The following is a 21,327-nucleotide window of genomic DNA, read 5'->3' on the forward strand; positions in this document are numbered from 1 at the left end:
ATTAATATTGTAGACTATAATAACAAAATAAATCTTAAGGAGCGAGGACATTTGTCCAGTTTAGTTTAAGAAGGAGGCAGGACGTGTCATTATTGATGAAAGAACTCGAAACGAGTTCATTTTTAAGAGGTAAGTATGAAGTGAAATCATTTCGAAAAGAGGAGATTATTTTAAATGCAGAGGATCGGCTAGATTCGATTATTATTTTAAAGAGCGGAAAGTTGAAGACCTATTCCTTATCAGAAAATGGGGCAAAACATTTAATGCGAATTTACGAAGCAGGAGGATTGCTTGGTGATGTTGAAGTGTTCACTGATAGTGTAGTAATTTGTTTTGTAGAAGCGATGGAAGATGGGGAAATGTATGTGATTAAACGTGAGCATTTTTTAAAATGGATGGAACATGACTTCAATATTTCATTATATATTGTCAGACAATTAGCTGAAAAATTGATTAATACGGGTATTAAGATGCGATCGGCAGTTAGTTATCCATTAAAATACCAAGTGTTACTTTATATTTGGAAATATGTTAGCCAATATAAGAATAACTGTATTCCAAAAGTGTTAATTGTTGAGGAATTAGGATCCAATATTCGAAGTATTAATCGCATTTTAAAACAATTAGCTGAAGAAGGAATTATTATTAATCTGAGTGGTAAGATAAAAATTGAAGATCTTAATTTAGTCTTGACGATGATGAGTCAGTACGAATTATGTTAGTCACGATAAATTTCTAGAGAGAAAATTTATAGTGACTCTATTTGGCCTTACCCTATCAGTGGAGGATAGCTAAGAGTTCGTAAACTCACTATTTAGCGTAGGGAACCCACTATCAAAGTATTTTAAGAATTAAGGGTGAATTGAGATAGATAGAGTACTTTTTACTTTGTATATATAGACAGGAAGAAAGTAGTATTTTAAGTAGGCAATTGAGTTGACAATTATTCCCCTTAAGCATATACTGATAATATGAATATATGAATAATCATTCATATGATAGATGGGAGGCGAACCTTATGGGGAATGATAGAACATTTAAATTAACTTTATCTGGTTTAGATTGTGCCAATTGTGCCAATAAAATTGAAGATCGTGTCAATCGTCTAGAATTAGTTGAAGAAGCTAATCTCAATTTTTCAACGAGTCAGTTAACAGTATTAATAAAAGAATCAGCGCTTAAAACAGATGTCATCACTGAAATTAAGCGTATTGTGAAGCAATTAGAGCCACATGTTGTTGTTGAAGAACGTGTCTCAACACAGGTCGTTCATAAAAGTAGCTGTTGTGGAGGAAGTTGTTCTTCACATACAGAGTCTCATCATGGTCAAGCAGGACATAGTCATGAACATTCCCATAAAACGTTAGATAATGAATCTTCATCGAAAGTGTTTAGTTTTATTAAAGAAAATGCTTGGTTATTACTTGGTGTCATTATTTTCTTAGCTATTCATACCTTTAAACCAGTAGGGATATTAGAAGTTGTTTTATATGGAGTCAGCTATTTATTGATTGGTGGAAAAGTATTATTAACCGCCTTTCGTAACATTACGCGTGGTGAAATCTTTGATGAAAACTTTTTAATGATGGTGGCAACAGTGGGAGCATTCGCCATTGGTGAGTATCCAGAGGCAATTGCCGTGATGTTATTTTATGAAATCGGTGAACTATTCCAAAGTTATGCCGTTAATCGTTCACGTAAATCTATTAGTAGTCTACTTGATATTCGTGCCGATCATGCGAACTTAGTCACTGAATCAGGAACAAAAGAAGTTGCCCCAGAAGCTGTTTCAATTGGTGATTTGATTGTGATTAAACCTGGTGAACGTGTTCCACTTGATGGGGAAATCATTGAAGGAGAATGTTATTTAGATACATCAGCGTTAACAGGTGAATCAATACCACGTCTTATTTCTGTAGGAGAAGAAATTTTAGCCGGATGTATTAATACGAATGCGTTAGTTAAAGTTCGTGTCACTAAAGTAGCGGGAGAGTCAACAGTCGCGCGTATTCTAGAATTAGTCGAAAATGCTTCATCTAAGAAAGCACAAACTGAAAAATTTATTACGAAATTCGCTCGTGTCTATACACCGATTGTTGTTTTATTAGCGGTGCTTATTGCCATCATCCCTCCATTCGTATTCCAAGTGAATTTCTCAACTTGGCTATATCGCTCGCTTAGTTTCTTAGTCGTGTCTTGTCCTTGTGCTTTAGTTGTTTCTATTCCACTTGGATTCTTTGCTGGTCTTGGTGGCGCATCCAAACAAGGGGTGTTAGTTAAAGGTGGAAACTACTTAGAAGCTTTAAATCATGTTGAAACGGTGGTATTTGATAAAACAGGAACATTAACAAAAGGGGTATTTAAAGTAAGCCAAATCAAACCTGTGAATATGAATGAATCAGAGTTCATTGAATTAGCAGCTTATGCAGAGAGTCAGTCAACGCACCCAATTGCAAAATCAATTGTCGATGCTTATACTCAAGTGATAGATACAACGGTTTTATCACAATATGAAGAAATAGCAGGGCATGGGATAAAAGTATTTGTTGGGGATAAAGAAGTACTTATCGGAAATGTAAAACTGATGCAACGTGCAAATTTAAATGTAGCTGAGGTTGACGCCATCGGAACGATTATTCATATGGTTGTGAATCAACAATATGTTGGATATATGGTTATTGCGGATGAAATCAAAGAAAATTCAAAAGCTGCCATTGCAAAATTAAAGCAACATGGTGTTTCAAAAGTTGTGATGTTAACGGGTGATCACGAAGGGGTTGCTAAAAAAGTGGCAGCAGAGCTTGGGGTGGATGAAGTTTACGCTGGGTTATTACCTCATCAAAAAGTTGAACATGTCGAAGAGATATTAGCACATAAAACAAAAGATAAAAATGTAGTCTTTGTTGGGGATGGAATGAATGATGCACCAGTTCTTGCTCGTGCGGATATCGGTGTTGCAATGGGTGGTATCGGATCGGATGCGGCGATTGAAGCAGCTGATGTCGTTTTAATGGAAGATGATCCAATGGCACTAGTTAAAGCGATTAACAAAGCCAAACAAACAAGTACGATTTTATATCAAAATATTATCTTTGCCTTAGGCGTTAAAATCTTAGTCATGATTTTAGTTGCATGTGGACTAGCAACCATGTGGGCAGCAGTCTTTGCTGATGTTGGTGTGACAATTCTAGCTGTTATGAATAGTACACGTGCTTTAAAATCTAAAAAATAAAAAATGTTAAAAGGATGTCTTCAGTTTATGAAGAGATCCTTTTTCATTTCTTTAGAAAATCTTAAGTTTTATTTCAATTTTTCCTTTAGGAATTGTTGCTATGATAGCAATATGAAATCAAAGAGAGTGGGGTGAGTTATTCCTAAATGGTATAATAGTAGCAAATATCAGCTTAGGGAGATGGATGTTATGAATCAATCACATATTTTAGTCGTTGAAGATGAAAGAGATATCGCAGTTGCCATTGAAGCGTATTTAAGTAATCAGGGGTATAAAGTAAGTATTGCCGGAAATGGCATTGAAGCATTAGAGATTGTTGAATCAACTATTATTGATTTAGCCATTGTCGATGTGATGATGCCGAAGATGGATGGGATTACATTTACAATGAAATTAAGAGAAAATTATCACTTTCCAGTCATTATGTTATCTGCTAAATCGGAAGAGGTAGATCAAATTATGGGGTTAAATATGGGAGCGGATGACTATGTGACTAAGCCTTTTCGTCCACTTGAATTATTAGCACGCGTTAACTCTCAACTTAGACGCTATAAAAGATTTTCCGCCATCAAGCAAGAAGAGAATCATCATCTCATGACAATTGGGGGGGCTTGAGATGAATACCGAAACAAAAGAATTTACGGTAGATGAAATACCAGTCAAGTTAACGCCAATTGAGTACAAAATTTTAAATTTACTTATGAAACATCCGGGAAGGGTCTTTCCTGCTGAAGAAATTTATGAACGCATTTGGAATGAAAATGCGGTGAATACGGACACTATCATGGTTCATATCCGTAACATTCGAGAAAAAATTGAAATTAATCCAAAAAATCCAAAATATCTAAAGGTGGTGTGGGGCGTTGGCTACAAAATTGAAAAACAATAAACTCCTTGTAACGATAATCTCATGTTTAGTGTTAGTCGGATTATCAGTCGGAATGTATATGACTTATCCTAATATTGAAGCATACGTGGAAAAAAATAAAGATAATTATTTGGAGTCTTATTCTTTTTATGAACAAATGCGATACCAAATGTATTTAACATATGTTGAAGCACTTGAAAATGAAAATAGTGATTCGTTAAATATCGTTGAGAAATTATATGATGTTCCAACCAAAGACTTCGAAAGCATTTATAAAGACTTATTAAATCAGTATTATGATAGATATGGCTATGATGAAGAGTATGATGATGTAGAACAAAATGTTTCATTTTCTATTCTGAATGGAGTCACAGTTGAAACGAGTACTAGTTTAAATGCAGCTTCTGAAAATAATTCACAAGTAGAGCAAAGTATGAAGTTTTCACAATTAAGTCATGAACAACAACTAGCAGCAATTAAAGACTTATTAGTCGAATTCATGCCGAGTGATATTGATGAGCTCAGATATGAATATAACCTTGAAAATTTATATTACTTTGCTGTAGATCAAACGAACAATCAAACATATTCATATAGCGGCTATTCCGGTCCTCAATTATCAGAGTTATCTTTGTTGTTAAATAATTCAACGGAAGACACACTCGCTCAGTTAAAAGAAGACTATCAATATTTTGTTGTCTTAGATTATGATGCAGAGGGAGATTTAACCGTTTCTAATCTTTATGGAGTGAATTTCACATCGCGATATTCTACATCTGGAGATTTATCTACCATTAATGCTGAAAAAGAAGTTTCAATTAGGCTGGATTCAGGAAGTTTAGGATATAATCAAGTTGTTGCATTTGCACCCATTAAAAATATGACCTTTGTTTACGGTGTTCCAGCGCAGTTATTGTATCATGATGATATTTATCGAGACGATTATGTGATGACTTTTTATAACATTCAAGAAATGAGCTTCTTCTATGATGGTATTGCTCTTGTAGCTTTAGCCCTGTTTGCCTTAATCATCCCTTTAAAATCTATTTCAAATGTTAAATTCATTAAGCGAATTCTTAAATGGCCAATTGAATCGTTATTATTAACGGCCAGTATTCCATTCGCATTTTTCATTGAGCTACTTCCAAGCATAATCTATTCAACCATTGAGAATCGATTGGTTACTGGTATTCCAGAGCAAGCTCAAGCTATCTTTACCGTTACATTCAATCTTGTGGTGTGGTTTGCAGTGTTTACGTGGATGTTCATTTTGTTCCTATATATTAAAAGCCTATTTAAACAAGGATGGAAAGTGATGTTTACAGAAAGATGTTGGACGTACCGTGGATGCCGCTTCTTATTTAGAAAATTAAGAAAGTTCTTAAAAGTCGATTTGAAAGAGAAAAATACAAAGAAATTATTCTTCTTAGTAGGCATTCAATGTATACTACTATCATTATTCTGTTTAGGGTGGTTCTTCGGAATTATAGGAGTATTTATTTACAGTATTGTTTTATATGTGCTACTTCGCAAATACCTCATGAAGACGCAAAAAGATTATGTACAATTATTTGAAATGACTGAACAATTAGCAGAGGGAAATCTTGAGGTTGAAATTGATGAAGATCTTGGAATCTTCAATGCGTTTAAAGAGGAAGTGATGCATATTCAAGGTGGATTCAAAAAGGCAGTTGAGGCTGAGGTGCGCAGTCAGCGAATGAAGACAGACTTAATTGCCAATGTCTCACATGATTTAAAAACACCGTTAACGTCTATTATCACATACACCGATTTATTAAAAGATGAAGATTTAGACAAAGAAAAGCGAGCACAATATTTAGAAACACTTGATCAAAAAGCACAACGCTTAAAAGTTTTAATTGAAGATTTATTTGAGATGAGTAAAGCAAGTAGCGGGAATATTACGATGAATTTACAAGAAGTTGAACTCACTTCTCTTATGAAGCAAACGTTGTTGGAGCTTGAAGATAAAATTGAAGAAGCAAATTTAATGATTCGTTCGAATTTCCCAGAACATAAAGTACTATTGATGCTTGATAGTGAGCGGACATTCCGAGTGTTTGATAACCTAATTTTAAACATGACAAAATATGCAATGCCACATACGCGTGCCTATATTGATATTGTTGATCTAGAACAATCGGTTCAAATTATATTTAGAAACATGTCAGCCGATGAAATCAATGTAGACGTTGATGAGTTAACAGAACGCTTTGTGCGCGGCGATCAAGCCCGTCATACAGAAGGTTCTGGATTAGGATTAGCGATTGCAAAAAGCTTTGTTGAACTTCAAGGTGGAACATTAGATATTCACATTGATGGAGACTTATTTAAAGTTATTTTAACGTTTAATAAATAATCTAAAAAGCACTGATTTTTCAGTGCTTTTTACGTGCATAATAGTTGGTAAAAGTTATTGATTAATAAATGATGAGACCTTTATAATTGAGATGATGAAGTATTGTTTCAACTATTAGAATAAAACGAATATGTCGCTAATATAGGAAGTGAAAAGATGAAAGTTTTAAATATTGGTTCATGTAATATTGATTATATTTATGATGTCGACCATATGGTGCGACCTGGTGAAACCCAAACGGTTCATAATTTAGAAATCGTTAGTGGTGGAAAAGGGCTAAATCAATCGATTGCCTTAGCTAAAGCAGGCGTGGAAGTTTATCATGCAGGATTAATTGGAAAAGATGGGATGATTCTTCGTCAGGCCTTAGAAATACATGGAGCTAAGACCGATTATTTATACGAAGTAGAAGGACCAAGTGGTCATGCGATTATACAAATTGATGCTCATGGAGAAAACTGTATTCTTGTTTATCCAGGTGCGAACCATCAGTTTAATGAAGCACGAATTGATGAGATTTTAAGCCACTTTGAATCAGGAGATTTATTATTACTTCAAAATGAAGTTAATGAGATGCCGTTAATTGTGAAGAAGGCTCATGAACGTGGACTTCAAATCGCTATTAATCCAGCACCATTTAATGAACAAATTAAAGATATTCCATTACACCTTGTGGATTATTTAATTTTAAATGAGATTGAAGGACAAGATTTAACAAAAGAAACAAATGATTTCAAAGTGTTAGAGGCATTAAAAGTTAATTATCCAAATACACATATCTTATTAACGCGAGGGAGTAAAGGTGTTTTATATACTTATCAGGAGGTAATGATTGAGCAACCAGCATATAAGGTGGAAGCAGTTGACACAACGGCAGCTGGCGATACATTTATCGGGTATTTTATTTCAGGGCTCGTTCGAGGATTAGATATGGAAGAGACTTTAAAGTTAGCTTCTCGTGCCTCATCGATTACAGTCACTCGTAAAGGATCATCATCATCAATTCCAACAATAGAGGAAGTTGCAAAATAAAAGACCATCATGGTCTTTTATTGCAATGATATGTAAAAAAATGTAAGATTCTATTCAAGAAGAGAGGAGATATGTGATGAATCAAAATATAGGATGTTTAGGAAGTATACTACGGATATTTGGGATTTTACCTAAAGAGGTTAGTCCACAAATGAGGCAGGCAAGTGAGATAAAGCTACCTTATCGGTTAAGGGACGATTTTTTATCATCTGCAGAATTATCATTTTATAAAGTACTTATGTTAGTTTTAGAGAATGAATCAGTTACAGTTTTTACAAAGGTATCTTTAGGGGATTTGTTTTTTGTGAATATTAGAGATTATAAAGAAAGAACGAAATATTGGAATAAAATTAATCGTAAGCATGTTGATTTCTTAATTTGTGATCGCGATACACTAAAACCAATTGTAGCAATTGAATTAGATGATTCGACACATGCACGAGAAAATCGACAACTGAGAGATGAGTTTGTTAATCAGATTTTCACAGCAGCAAAATTGCCACTTATACATATTAAGGTCAGTCAGTCGTATATTATTTCAACATTACAGGAGGAATTAAAAAAATATCTTAATCAAGCAGATGAGTCTAAAAAGGTATCAAAGGTTAATGAGAGTGTTCCAGTTTGTCCGAAGTGCCAAATAGAGATGGTAGTTCGTAAAACTAGGAGAGGAATGAATAAAGGACAAAAGTTCTATGGTTGTGTGAATTATCCTCGTTGTAAACAAACAGAACCTTTCTTATAATAATTAAATAACTCTCTTCATATAGTATTAAATGAAGTCATCATACGATGAAGGGGGATACTTTAAATGAAGGAGTTCTTAGGAGAGCAGTTGTATCGTTTGTATAAAGTGATTTTGAAGCTTGTATTAACGATAGTACCAACTGTACTGGTGACGATTACTTTCTTTGTTCAATTAGCTCATTTTGAGCTTGGATTGGAAGGGATTTTCTCTCAAATCATAGGTCTATGTATTCACATATTAATAGCTTTAATTCATGCGCTTATCATCTCATTTATTTGGGTAACTGTTGTTTTCTTTTTGCTGAAGATCTGCTCATTTCCGATTGATGGGATTGATATTGATTCATTAGAAAATCTCGTCCTAAAAAGGGATAAAAATCATGGATATATTTCTAAAAGTGATTGTCTTTTTAACATGATTGGAATTGTCTTTTTGATTTGGCTCATCTGTTTTCAACCTCAATGGATTGCGAGTTATCATGTTTTGGACGGACAGCTACAAATAATGGAGCCATTATTCAATGTCTCTGTTTTAAGGGGCTATCACCCGTTAATTTTTATTATTTATGGATTTGGTCTACTTTATTATTGGTGTAAGTTAATGTTAGGACGATGGTCATTCAAACTGCTTATATTTCAATTAGTGTATAAAGTGTCAGCCTGTTTCTTATTTTGTATGATGATGTTAAATCAAACGCTATTTAATGAACGATTCTTTACAACGTTATTTTCTTTTAGTCATTCAAACTGGACAATCGATTGGTATGTATCGAGTCGAGTGTTAATCGTTATCTCTGTTGTTAGTTTAGTCATTGAAATGAGTCGAAGTTTTCTGGAGTACAGTAAACATCATTAAGGAGGCGGATTAAAATGAATTTGCTGGATGAATTAACCCTTCTTTTCTAGAAAATTGAAAAGAAGGGGACTTATATGTTTAAGAAAGATCAATTAAATCAATTAGCTTTACCATTAATCTTAAGTAATGTTGTATCACTAGTTATTAGTCTTTGTGATCAAGCTGTTATGGGCCATTTATCAATAACAAGTTTTGCTGCAGTTGGAATTGTAGCTGGATTTATTAATAGTGTGACAGGGGTATTAGGTGCAACATCAATTAGCTTCAATATTTTAGGAGCACGAGTTTATCAGAATCAATCATTGTTTCGAAAATATCTTGAAACTCAGGTCATATTAAGTTTATTAATAGGACTACTAGGTTTTGGATTTATAACCTTTGGTGGAAAGTTTATCTTTCAACAGATTTATCAATTAAATGCGCAAGTGCTAGAAGAATCATTGAACTATGCGTATATATTCAGTAGTTCTATTGGATTAAATCTGTTATTATTCACTTGTTCAAGCTATTTAAAAATAATAAATCGAACTAAATATATTTTAATTGGGAATACAGTCGCCACAATCAGTAATGTTATTCTTGATTTGCTCTTTGTTTATGGTTTAGGTTTGGGGATGATTGGAAATGCAGTTGGATCTGTTTTAGCACTCATTTTAAATCTTATTATATACCTTGTTTTATTGAAATGTGAAATCAGATGGGAGGTACCATTATTTAGATTTTCTTTAATTAAAGAAAATCTTCAATATGCCTTTCCAATGATGGTTCAAGAATTTTTAGAAAATACCATTTTAATTGTAGTATTAGGAGCGTTAATCTCACGTATTGGGCTTCTTGAGGTCTCGGTTTATCAACTAATTAATAATTTATTACAGATTTCATGGATGCCAATGTATGCTTATGCACAGGCAACCTTGACGATTGTCAGTGAGAATCCAAAATGCATTGTTCCAATTCATCAGCAAGCGATTACTAGGTCCATTCGATTATATGCTTTAATTTCAGTTTTTCTTGTTTTAAATCAGAATTTTATTATTAATTTAATTACTAATCAAAAATTATTATTAGAGTATTTTTGTAAGTACTTTCCAATGGTTATTATTCTTTTTATTTTTAATAATATGTTAACAATTTATCAATATACACTTCAGACTTTAGGAGAACAGAAGGGGATTTTAAAAACTACATTACTTATTTATAGTATAGGATATCTACTTATCTATTTGTTTGCTCAATTGTATAAATCTTTATGGATTGTTTACGTGATCCTTGCTATGATTTATTTTATATTATCAAGGATCATGAAACTAAAACTTAAAATAAATCTAGACAAATATCTCCAAATTCCACCATGTTTATAGTAAAATAGGAACCAGGTATGAAGGTTTTTGATTTTGGTAGCTAGGTGGATGATAAGAAGTGGGTCAGAGTTATAAATCAGTAAAGAAAAATTTTATCATTGTTGTTATTCTTGTAATGACGATAATTAGCTTAATAGGAGCAACTATTGAGCGATATTTTGAAGAGATGCTAGTTAGTGATTATCGAAAAGAAAGCCTTGAAGTTTCAAGTCATATGGCAAAGGCAATTGACGAACATTTAACTTCGAAGATAAAAGAGCTAGAGTTTTTAGCAGGTGTTGTAGTTGAAAAGGTTGGAGATGATTCAACATTTGAGTTTGATATTTTAAATCAAGATTTAAGTTCAGAAATATTTAATGCTTTATATTTAGCTAAGGCTGATGGAACTGTTCGATCAACGGATGGAATAGAGAGAAATTACGGTGATCGAAGCTTTTTCCGACTTGCAATGAGTGGAAGAAGTAATATTTCAAACCCAATTACTAGTCAATTTGACAGTAAGCGAATCATTGTCTATGCCGTTCCTATTCAAAAAGATAATCAAGTCATTGGAGTTTTATGTGGAAGAAATACAGTTGAAGAATTAAATAAAATTATTTTAAGTCAAATGTATGGATCAAGTACGGACGTTTATGTTGTGGGTGATAACGGTGAAGTTATTCTTTCTAATAATTATAATAATAATTTTGTTGTAAATTCCTTTAATGACTATTATATTAATTTACCTGCTCCTAGTAATTCACAGTATATTCTGTCGACTAATCATAGTCAAAGTATTGAGTGGGAAGATAATTATGGAAACACTAGCTATATTAATTATCAGAAAATTGATAATGTAAGTGATTGGTATATTTTAACGACGGCTAATTCAGAAGTATTGGCTACTAAGATTCAACACATGAAACAACTGACATGGTGTGTCGTCATTTTAATTAATATATTATTTTTATGTATTTATTATTATGTTATAAAGATCAAGAAAGATAACTTAGAGTATATTAAACGGTTAGCATTTTATGATTCAGTGACAGGATTATTAAATAACAATGGGTTTATGAAGAAAGTTGAATCTGTGCTAAAGCGTTCAAACCAAACGTATTATTCATTAGTGGTGTTTGATTTAGAATCTTTTAAATTAATCAATGAAATTTATGGCTATAGTAAAGGGGATCAACTTTTAAAAGAAATTGCTTTTCGGTTAAAGGCGGAATTTCATCCATCAACTATTTTTGGACGATTATCTAATGATGTTTTTATTTTAATGCTTGATACAAGAATTAAATATGAAGAGAAATTAATTCCAGCTACAATTCAAAGTATTGTTAATTTAGCAAGTCAACAGATTATAGAGAATCCATTGAATGCAAGTATAGGGATGTATTATTTTGATAATAGTGAATTAAATATCCAGCGTGCAATTGACCATGCAGATATGGCACGTTTACATGCTAAGAAAAGTTTATCTAAGCGTTACTACTTATTTGATGATAAATTATTTAAAAATAAAATGGATTTAAAATTAATTGAGCAAGAGATAAAACCTTCATTAATTTCTAAACATTTCCAAGTATTTTATCAACCTAAAGTAAATCCTTGTACAGAGGAAATCGTAGGTGCTGAAGCACTAGTTCGTTGGTTCCATCCAGATCGGGGATTTATTAGTCCAGCATTGTTTATTCCTATTGCTGAAAAAACGGGAGATATTATTACTGTTGGAAGATGGGTGTTTAATGAAGTGTGCTCGATGTTAGCTGAACAAAAGCAAAAAGGTATTGAGAGTATTCCTATTTCAATTAATTTATCTCGTGTCGAGTTATATCAGTCGGATTTAATTTTATTTTTAAAATCAGTCATTTCTCGTTATCAAATCGATCCATGTTTAATTGAAGTTGAAATTACAGAAACAACTGCATTAAATGATGTAGAATTAATTAATGAAAAAATTAAAGCTATTCATGAACTTGGTATGAAAGTATCAATGGATGACTTTGGAACTGGAAGTTCAACGTTTAGTAACCTAAAGCAGGTTGATATTGATATTTTAAAAATTGATCGATCATTTTTATGTGATATTGAGACGAACTTTAAAAGTAAGGAATTGGTTCATGGAATCATTGATTTAGCTAAGCGAATTGGTGTTGCTGTTGTCTGTGAGGGAGTAGAAGTTCAAGAACAAGTTAAGATTCTCAAAGAAATGCGTTGTGACCTCATTCAAGGATATGTTTATGCTAAGCCAATGCCAAGATCAGAATTTGAAGATAAAATCCAACGAGATGATTTTCTTTAAGAATCAACGTTTATAATTACTAATCCTTAGAGAGGTAAGTTAATGCTGCTTACTTTTCTAAGGATTTTTTAAAGTAATAGTTACCATTTTATTCCTGTTGCGGTTGTGGATCTAATAATCATCTGCTATGATAAAAATAAGTAGCTAGTATATGCGAACTGTAGTTGAAGAGGAGGGAGATAAGAAAATGAATCCTATCTTATTAGCTTTTATAGGGACAATGATTACATTCTTAGCTACAGTAATAGGTTCAGCTTTTGTTTTCTTTTTTAGAAATGGAATTAGTCCGTTTTATCAACGAATTTGTTTAGGTTTTGCTGCTGGGGTGATGATTGCTGCTTCAGTATGGTCACTTTTGATTCCTGCGATTGAAATGGCTGAAGAACAGGGAAAGATTGGATGGATTCCTGCAGCGGGTGGTTTTATTTTAGGTGGGTTATTTTTATATATATTAGATAAAATGTTACCTCATTTGCATCTAATGAGTGAATTAACAGAAGGTCCCTCGACTCAATTAAAGAAATCGACGCTATTATTTTTAGCTGTGACCTTACATAATATTCCAGAGGGGTTAGCTGTTGGTCTATCATTTGCTTTAGCCGCTAGAGAAGGAAGCTCACTTAGTTTAAGTGCGGCACTTGTTTTGGCGATTGGAATTGGCTTACAGAACTTACCTGAGGGGGCTGCTATTTCTTTGCCATTGCGTAAACAAGGAGTTAGTAGTCAAAAAGCTTTTGCCTTTGGTGCCTTATCAGGAATTGTAGAACCGATTGCGGGGGTATTAGGTGCTATTTTAGTTGGATCAATTATTAGTATTATGCCATGGTTCTTAGCTTTTGCCGCAGGTGCAATGATTTATGTTGTAGTTGAGGAATTAATTCCAGAAGCTCAATTAGGAGAACACTCGGATTCAGGAACATTAGGGGTTATGATAGGATTTCTTATTATGATGATTTTAGATATTGCTTTAGGTTAGAAAACTTGATTGAATAAATCAAGTTTTTTTTGAATTTGTAAAAAGAGGATAATTGACAACACTAAAATTACGACTATAATATCCTTATACACCCCCCCTCGGGGGGCAGGAGGTATGACTATATGAATGAAGAACGAAAAAAATCATTACAATCATTAAAAACAGCCAGAGGACAAATTGATGGGATTGTAAAAATGATAGAAGATGAACGATATTGTATGGATATTTCAAATCAAATTGTCGCTTCACAAGCTCTTTTAAAACGTGCGAATTTATTAATTTTAAAGCAGCATTTAAATCATTGCGTTACACAGGCTTGTTTAAATGGTGGAAGTGAAGAGAAGATTGATGAGATTATGGCAATTTTAGAAAAAGCAATGAGTAAATAGAAAGGGAGGTTTTAGAATGAAGAAAGTGTCGATGAAAATCGAAGGAATGAGCTGTTCTGCTTGTGCGAACCGCATTGAGCGTATCGTTAATAAGCTTGATGGAGTCGAAAAAGGCGCAGTGAACTTTGCGGCAGAAACGTTAGCCCTTGAATATGATGAATCAGCGGTTGAGTTAGGACAAGTAGAGGCGGCTATTGAAAAAGCAGGTTTTAAAGTGAAGAAAAATATAAAAGATTATACCTTCAAAGTTGAAGGAATGACCTGTTCAGCTTGTGCTAATCGAGTGGAGAGAGTGACACAAAAAATTGAGGGTGTTGAATTAGCTGTTGTTAATTTTGCGACTGAAAAATTAACCATTAAGTTAGATGCAGATGTAGCGAGTTATGGGCAAGTGAAAGCAGCAGTTGAAAAGGCTGGCTTTCAATTAGTTTCAGAAGAAGATACGATTAAAGGAGAAGAGAAAAAGCATGATGAAGCTTCAAAGTTACTAATACGCTTTATCATTTCATTAATTTTTGCTGTACCACTTTTAATTATTTCGATGGGACATATGGTCGGAATGCCACTTCCTCATTTGATTGATCCAATGATGAATCCATTTAACTTTGGGATAGTGCAATTGATTTTAACTTTACCAGTTGTTATGGCAGGCTATAAGTTTTATCAAGTTGGAATTAAAAATTTAATTCAACTAAGTCCAAATATGGATTCGTTAATTGCCATTGGAACACTAACTGCCTTTTTCTACAGTGTGTTTGGAATTTATAAGATTACACAAGGTGATGCAAGCTATGCGATGCATTTATACTTTGAATCAGCTGCTGTTATTCTTACCTTAATCACACTAGGAAAATACTTAGAGGCGGTCTCAAAAGGTAAAACTTCACAAGCCATTAAAGCTTTAATGGGATTAGCACCAAAAACAGCCACGATTGAGCGAAATGGTCGTGAGTTAGAAGTTCCAATTGAAGAAGTGGTGGTGGGGGACCTTGTTTTAGTGAAACCAGGTGAAAAGTTACCGGTTGATGGTGAAGTTATTGAAGGAAGTACAGCGATTGATGAATCAATGTTAACGGGAGAAAGCATTCCAGTTGAGAAAACAGTTGGTAGCGTAGTTATTGGAGCAAGTATTAATAAAACTGGATTTATTAAATATAAAGCGACTAAAGTGGGACGTGATACAGCTTTATCACAAATCGTCAAGTTAGTAGAAGATGCTCAAGGTTCAAAAGCACCGATTGCAAAAATGGCTGATATTATTTCAGCTTACTTTGTACCGATTGTTATTGGGTTAGCAATTCTTTCATCCGTTGCATGGTTATTAGCTGGTGAAACAGGTGTCTTTGCCTTATCGATTTTTATTTCGGTATTAGTCATCGCTTGTCCATGCGCGTTAGGATTAGCAACTCCTACAGCCATTATGGTTGGGACAGGAAAAGGTGCTGAATATGGTGTTTTAATTAAAGGTGGAGAAGCGTTAGAAACGACTCATAAATTATCAAAACTCATTTTTGATAAAACAGGCACAATCACAGAAGGGAAACCGAAGGTAACGGATATCGTGACCACAAATCTTTCAGAAGAACAGTTATTAATTTATGCGGCGAGTGCTGAAAAGGGTTCTGAACATCCACTTGGAGAAGCAATTGTACGTGCAGCTATTGATCGTGGATATCAACTATGTGAATTAGAATCATTCAATGCAATCCCTGGACATGGGATTGAAGTGAGTATCCAAGGTAAACAGATGTTACTTGGTAATAAAAAGTTAATGATTGAAAAGACTATTGATGTATCCTCATTAAGTGAAACGTCAGATCAGCTTGCTTATGATGGGAAAACACCAATGTATATGGCAATCGATGGTCAGTTAGCAGGAATTATTGCAGTGGCAGATACAGTAAAAGAGAGCAGTAAAAAAGCAATTGAAACGCTACATCAAATGGGAATTAAAGTTGCTATGATTACTGGTGATAATCAAAAAACAGCAGATGCTATTGCACGTCAAGTTGGAATAGATTTAGTTTTAGCAGAAGTTTTACCCGCTGATAAAGCAAATGAAGTGAAAAAGTTACAAGAAACTGGTGTGAAAGTCGGAATGGTTGGAGATGGAATTAACGATGCGCCAGCCTTAGCACAAGCTGATATTGGAATCGCCATTGGTAGTGGAACAGATGTTGCGATTGAATCAGCTGATATTGTTTTAATGAAGAGTGATTTAATGGATGTCTCAACAGCTATTAAGTTAAGTAAAGCAACGATTCGTAATATTAAAGAGAATTTATTCTGGGCATTTGCTTATAATGTATTAGGAATTCCAGTTGCGATGGGAGTATTACACTTATTTGGTGGCCCATTATTAAATCCAATGATTGCAGCAGCTGCCATGAGCTTAAGCTCAGTTTCTGTTTTATTAAATGCTTTACGATTACGCCGATTTAAAGCATAAACTTAAAAGGAGGTATTTAAATGAAAAAGAGAATTCAATTAGAAGGTATGAGTTGTGGCCATTGTGTCGCACATGTTAAAGAGACTTTAGAAGCATTAGAAAATACAACAGATATCCAAGTTGATTTAGGAACTCAATCTGTTTTAGTTGAGACAGGTGCAACTGATGAATTAATCAGACAAGCCATTGATGAAGCTGGATATACAGTACTTGGAATTGACTAATAGAAGAAACTGATGAGCTATCTCGAATGAGATAGCTTTGTTTTTTATACAAAGAAAGGTAACATCAGAAACCAAACTAAATGAAGAACATTAATAATGAGATAAAATCCAAGTAAGCCAATGAGACAGTAGTTAGTAAGTTTAATCATTTTTACTGTTGCTGTTTTTAAACGAATGTAAAGATATATAAATAGGACCGCAGGTAAAAGAACCTTAATAAAAAATGTGGCTATAGAATTCGTAATAATATTTGCCATTAATGGATTGGCTTCAATAATGAGCCCCGTATTGACCAGAATAATTGTTAAGCTAATATCACTAATATTCAGAAGATACAGAAGTAGGAGTTTGATTTTTAAATTTGAGAGTTGGTATCGCCGAATAAAGTTAAACATGATTAATCACCTATTTTTTATTATTTTCTTTGTTTTGGGTTATAAATCAGTATATTATTCTGGGAGATAAGTTATTTATAATAATTTGAAGTAAGTGTATATATGATTTACCTTTGAATAAATTCACCTTTTTTAAATTTAGATAACCATTTGATTTAACTATTTGAAAACGATTAGATTCTCTCTTTAGTATTGTGTTATGTTAAATAATGACACCTTCTTATATATAAAAAAACATGTAATTTTATTAAATACGAAAAAAAGTCGCCGTTAAATTAACGAGCGACTTTTCTTTTGTTTTTATCTAATTTGATTCGATTAGTTAGACGAACGAGTGATGATACGAGTAGAATACCAAAGGCTAAACATCCTGCAATAGCAATCGTGTGGACAAATGTGGATAAAAAGGCGTCAATGTTTCCATCAATAAAGTGTTCCATTGTATAATAAATTCCGCTACCTGGAACGAGTGGAATTAATGCGGCAATTAAGTAAACTGTGACAGGTACTTTATGCAGACGAGCCATAATTTCAGCATAAAGAGCAATTACAACGGTTGCGATGAAATATTGACTTAAATCAGTTCCAAAAAATGCTGATAGCTCAAACGCAAGCCACCCTAAAGCTGCACCAAATGAGGCAAAGAAGACCATTTTTCCACGAATATTAAAGATGACACAAAAACCAATGGTAGCTATGAATGAATATAAACAAGATAGCAAGATTTTCATCGAATTCCTCCTAGAAGTATGATGCTAAAGATAAAGCGATCCCAGTTCCGAGTGCAATAGAGGTAGCTGTTAGTAACGCTTCTGTCATTTTTGTTTGGCCAGCAATAAAGTCACCTGCAATGACGTCACGAACTGAATTAGTAATCGCTACTCCCGGAACTAATGTCATGACAAGACCGATAATAATCTTATCCACTTGTTGTCCTATTCCAAGATCACAAGCAAATGTTGTTAAAAAAGCGCACATTAAACTACACAAGATGGTAATGAAAAATGGATTTGTTCGGAATCGACTCAGATGAGATGAAACAATCTTAATGAGCGGTCCAATTAAAAGTGCACAACAAGCGTCCAGAAGTGTTCCACCGAAAAAGAGGGTAAAAGTTGAGCACGTGATGGCATAGGCTAATAATTGAACTCTGAAGCTATAAATAGGACGATTTGCAATGACTTCTAATTCTTCTCTAACTAATTTCAACTCTGGTGTTGTTTGACAAATTTGTCGACATAAATTGTTTAATCGTTCAACTTTATCTAAGTTAGTTGAGCGATCATGAATCCTTTTTGTCTTTGTAATATTAATATTTTCTGGCGTTGTAATCGTGATAATGATGGTCGTTGGCACAGCGTAGACATCGACCTCTTTAGCACCGTAAGCTAGTCCCATCCGTTGAATCGATTCTTCGACGCGATATATTTCAGCTCCATTTTCAAGAAGCATTTTTCCTAATTGAGTACTTACATTTAATAATTTATTAAAATCCATATTTAACACCTCACGGAAAGTATAACACAAGCAAACGAAATAATGACAAAAATCTTTGAAATTGACAAATCTAGTAATTAATTATATAAAATATATATGTTACATATATATTTAGATTAAATAAAATAGGAGAAACTTGATGAGAAATGAACAGTTAATCAGTGATTTAGTTGATATGTTTTTCGAAGCTAAAAAAATTGTTGAGTATTTACCAACGTTACCAGGAACTCTTCGAAAAAGTCATTTGCAAGTTTTACAAATGATTGAAAAGTTAAAAGTCACTCAGGAGGAAGTCAAAGTAACTGATATAAGTAAGCGATTAAAGATTAGTTCACCTAATATTACGAAATTGGTGAATGAGCTTCAGGAAATGAACATGGTAACTAAATGTCCATCTCTAAAAGACAAACGTATTGTTCAAGTTGACTTAACGGAAAGAGGGAAGGAGACATTGACACATTATGTGATGAATTATCATCAGCACTTGGATCAATTGATTGAGAAGGTTGGAGCTGAACGTTGTCAATTAACGATTGAAACCATGAAGGAAATATCAAAAGAAATGAAGCAAGCTTCAATTAAATTTGGGGAGGAATAAAAATGAAGGTAATGAATAATCCGATGGAGGAAAGTAAAGCATTTCCTCTTATTATGACTTATTCTACACCAGCTATTATTGCATTATTGATTAGTGCGATTTATAACATTGTCGATCGAATGTTTGTTGGAAATTATGTTGGAGATTTAGGTTTAGCCGCCTTATCAGTTTGTTTTCCGATAACTTTTATTATGATTGGAATTGGACTTTTAGCAAGTGCCGGTGGTGGAACATTGTTTGCTTTAAAACTTGGAGAAAAAGATATGGAAGGGGCAAATCGAGCATTTGGAAATGCCTTTAGCTATGTGTTAATCTTAGAATTAGTTGTGACTGTTTTATTACTTTTAATAGGTCAAAAATTTTTACGACTACTTGGTGCAAGTGATGTTGTGTACCCAATGGCTAAACAATACTATGACATTGTTGTCTTTGGGTCTGTTTTTCAAGGATTAACATTTGTATTGAATGATTTTACTCGTGTTTCAGGAAAAGTTTTTTTAGCCTTATTGATTACTGGAAGTGGCGCGATTGTTAATATTATTCTAGATGCGATTTTCGTTATTGGTTTTGGATGGGGTGTTCAAGGCGCTGCATTAGCAACGGTCATTGGACAAGTTATCTCGACTTTAATTGGATTATGGGTCATCTTTGGAAGAAAGACGATTTTAAAGCCGAAAAAAAATGATTTTAAATTAGATCCGTCAATCATTCAAGAAATTACGAAATTAGGGGTTGCTTTATTCATTGCACAGTTTGCCTTTGGATTCATTAGTTTAATTTATAATGTGTATCTTGGAAAGTATGGCGGAGATTTAGCCATTTCTGTTTACGCGATTATCTCAAGTATTATGACTTTCGTTCTTATGCCAGCGAGTGGACTAAGTCAAGGGATGCAACCGATTCTAGGATATTGTTATGGAGCTAAATTATATCCTCGTGTCAAATATATGATGAAAACAGGGTGCTTAATTTCCATCGTTATTACAACGATTATTTGGATACTGGTTCAACTGTTCCCATCTCAACTTGTTTATTTATTTGGTGGTGGACAAAATGAAGATTTAATGTCTTTAGGGGTAACAGCCTTGAGAGTGAACTTTAGTTTGATTCCGATTGTGGGATTTGTGCTCTTATGCATCACCTTTTTCCAAGCGATTGGAAAAGCTAAACCTTCTATTATTTTAACGCTTGTAAGACAAGTGATTGCTTTAGTTCCATTTATTATTATATTACCAATTTTCTTTGGAGTAGAAGGGATTTTCTTTGCTCAACCTATTAGTGATCTAATTACTTTACTGATGTCAACTATTCTTTTAAGAGCAACGTTTAAAGAGTTAGATCAACAAGAATCAGGGCAATCTTAAGATTAAGCTTGTGAGTGTTATAGGTACCAATCAGTTGAATGGACATATAATATATAGAATATATAAAGTGGATAAGAGATTAATTAAAAGCGACCGTTGTCGAAAAATGACGGTCGCTTTATTGTTGAGGAAATCTTTTTAGATTGCTTATTTTTTCTGTGTATGATACAATTAATTTAACTTAATAGTCTTTTTTTATTTAAATTTGAACCACTGTGGTAGTGTTGAACTCGAACATTGATTGAAATTTTTTGAAATATGGCATTAAGAAATAAAATATCTCAGGAGGTACTTGACTATGACTACAGGTACAGTAAAATGGTTTAACTCAGAAAAAGGTTTCGGATTCATCACTGTTGAAGGTGGAAACGATGTATTCGCTCACTTCTCAGCTATCCAAGGTGAAGGATTCAAAACTTTAGAAGAAGGTCAAAAAGTTTCTTTCGAAATCGTTGAAGGTGACCGTGGACCTCAAGCAGCTAACATCGTTAAATTATAATTTTTAACTCATTAGCTTAAAGGCTGTGAATAGAGAATCTATTCACAGCCTTTTTTTATTTGATTTGGTTAGTCTAAAATTGGAGTTATGTGTATATATTTAATATAGGGCAATAAATACAGTGATAGATATTGGAAGATTTGATGGGATTGAAAATAATGGAGCTTTATTTT

At 33.5% G+C, this 21,327-nt stretch carries 18 protein-coding genes and 1 pseudogene; 16 read left to right on the plus strand and 3 right to left on the minus strand.

The window, feature by feature from the left end:
* The first annotated feature begins 83 nt into the window (after positions 1-83).
* The 13 genes and pseudogenes from J0J69_RS10825 (at position 84) to J0J69_RS10885 (ending at position 16,801) form a co-directional block, all read left to right on the plus strand.
* Entirely contained in the window at positions 84-722 is a 639-nt protein-coding gene (locus J0J69_RS10825; RefSeq protein WP_055305999.1) for a Crp/Fnr family transcriptional regulator, read from the plus strand.
* Positions 723-1,018: 296 nt separating this feature from the next.
* Positions 1,019-3,232 carry a heavy metal translocating P-type ATPase gene (locus J0J69_RS10830; protein ID WP_237252629.1) on the plus strand — a complete coding sequence of 738 codons (2,214 nt, stop codon included), beginning with the start codon at positions 1,019-1,021 and terminating at the stop codon, positions 3,230-3,232.
* A gap of 189 nt (positions 3,233-3,421) precedes the next feature.
* Positions 3,422-4,121, plus strand: a pseudogene (locus J0J69_RS10835) (response regulator transcription factor).
* Complete coding sequence (locus tag J0J69_RS10840) at positions 4,096-6,480, plus strand: sensor histidine kinase (RefSeq protein WP_237252627.1); 2,385 nt, start codon at positions 4,096-4,098, stop codon at positions 6,478-6,480. Before J0J69_RS10835 ends, J0J69_RS10840 begins: the two are co-directional and overlap by 26 nt.
* 156 nt (positions 6,481-6,636) lie before the next feature.
* Complete coding sequence (locus tag J0J69_RS10845) at positions 6,637-7,512, plus strand: ribokinase (RefSeq protein WP_068759353.1); 876 nt, start codon at positions 6,637-6,639, stop codon at positions 7,510-7,512.
* 76 nt (positions 7,513-7,588) lie between these two features.
* Complete coding sequence (locus J0J69_RS10850; protein WP_212725940.1) at positions 7,589-8,257, plus strand: DUF2726 domain-containing protein; 669 nt, start codon at positions 7,589-7,591, stop codon at positions 8,255-8,257.
* Between the two features lie 66 nt (positions 8,258-8,323).
* A complete protein-coding gene (locus J0J69_RS10855) occupies positions 8,324-9,115 on the plus strand; it encodes a hypothetical protein (protein ID WP_212723847.1) in 792 nt (263 codons plus the stop codon).
* Positions 9,116-9,189: 74 nt separating this feature from the next.
* On the plus strand, positions 9,190-10,476 hold the full coding sequence (locus J0J69_RS10860; RefSeq protein ID WP_212725939.1) for an MATE family efflux transporter: 1,287 nt from the start codon (positions 9,190-9,192) through the stop codon (positions 10,474-10,476).
* A 58-nt stretch (positions 10,477-10,534) separates the two neighbouring features.
* Positions 10,535-12,763, plus strand: a complete 2,229-nt coding sequence (locus J0J69_RS10865) for a bifunctional diguanylate cyclase/phosphodiesterase (protein ID WP_212725938.1) — start codon at positions 10,535-10,537, stop codon at positions 12,761-12,763.
* Between the two features lie 151 nt (positions 12,764-12,914).
* Positions 12,915-13,739 carry a ZIP family metal transporter gene (locus tag J0J69_RS10870; protein WP_237252625.1) on the plus strand — a complete coding sequence of 275 codons (825 nt, stop codon included), beginning with the start codon at positions 12,915-12,917 and terminating at the stop codon, positions 13,737-13,739.
* A gap of 122 nt (positions 13,740-13,861) precedes the next feature.
* On the plus strand, positions 13,862-14,128 hold the full coding sequence (locus tag J0J69_RS10875; RefSeq protein ID WP_212725937.1) for a metal-sensing transcriptional repressor: 267 nt from the start codon (positions 13,862-13,864) through the stop codon (positions 14,126-14,128).
* Between the two features lie 16 nt (positions 14,129-14,144).
* Positions 14,145-16,577 carry a heavy metal translocating P-type ATPase gene (locus J0J69_RS10880; protein ID WP_212725936.1) on the plus strand — a complete coding sequence of 811 codons (2,433 nt, stop codon included), beginning with the start codon at positions 14,145-14,147 and terminating at the stop codon, positions 16,575-16,577.
* A gap of 20 nt (positions 16,578-16,597) precedes the next feature.
* The gene (locus tag J0J69_RS10885; RefSeq protein WP_055241859.1) at positions 16,598-16,801 is read left to right on the plus strand and encodes a heavy-metal-associated domain-containing protein; all 204 of its coding nucleotides are present in this window, start codon (positions 16,598-16,600) and stop codon (positions 16,799-16,801) included.
* 44 nt (positions 16,802-16,845) lie between these two features.
* On the opposite strand, the gene J0J69_RS10890 is transcribed toward J0J69_RS10885, so the two are convergent.
* The 3 genes from J0J69_RS10890 to J0J69_RS10900 all read right to left on the minus strand — a co-directional run bounded on the left by J0J69_RS10890 (position 16,846) and on the right by J0J69_RS10900 (position 18,693).
* Positions 16,846-17,196 (minus strand): DUF5658 family protein, encoded by a 351-nt coding sequence (locus J0J69_RS10890; protein ID WP_055241856.1) that lies wholly within the window; start codon positions 17,194-17,196, stop codon positions 16,846-16,848.
* A 275-nt stretch (positions 17,197-17,471) separates the two neighbouring features.
* Entirely contained in the window at positions 17,472-17,927 is a 456-nt protein-coding gene (locus J0J69_RS10895) for a threonine/serine exporter family protein (RefSeq protein WP_212725249.1), read from the minus strand.
* Positions 17,928-17,937: 10 nt separating this feature from the next.
* Positions 17,938-18,693 carry a threonine/serine exporter family protein gene (locus tag J0J69_RS10900; RefSeq protein WP_055277192.1) on the minus strand — a complete coding sequence of 252 codons (756 nt, stop codon included), beginning with the start codon at positions 18,691-18,693 and terminating at the stop codon, positions 17,938-17,940.
* A 139-nt stretch (positions 18,694-18,832) separates the two neighbouring features.
* Between J0J69_RS10900 and J0J69_RS10905 the strand changes: the two genes are divergently transcribed.
* From J0J69_RS10905 to J0J69_RS10915, 3 genes are all read left to right on the plus strand, one after another.
* Entirely contained in the window at positions 18,833-19,291 is a 459-nt protein-coding gene (locus tag J0J69_RS10905; protein WP_055241850.1) for a MarR family winged helix-turn-helix transcriptional regulator, read from the plus strand.
* A gap of 2 nt (positions 19,292-19,293) precedes the next feature.
* A complete protein-coding gene (locus tag J0J69_RS10910) occupies positions 19,294-20,655 on the plus strand; it encodes an MATE family efflux transporter (RefSeq protein WP_212723854.1) in 1,362 nt (453 codons plus the stop codon).
* Between the two features lie 298 nt (positions 20,656-20,953).
* Entirely contained in the window at positions 20,954-21,154 is a 201-nt protein-coding gene (locus J0J69_RS10915) for a cold-shock protein (protein WP_055241847.1), read from the plus strand.
* The last annotated feature ends 173 nt before the right edge of the window (positions 21,155-21,327 follow it).

It is taken from the genome of Turicibacter bilis (assembly GCF_024499055.1).
GTDB lineage: Bacteria > Bacillota_I > Bacilli_A > MOL361 > Turicibacteraceae > Turicibacter > Turicibacter bilis.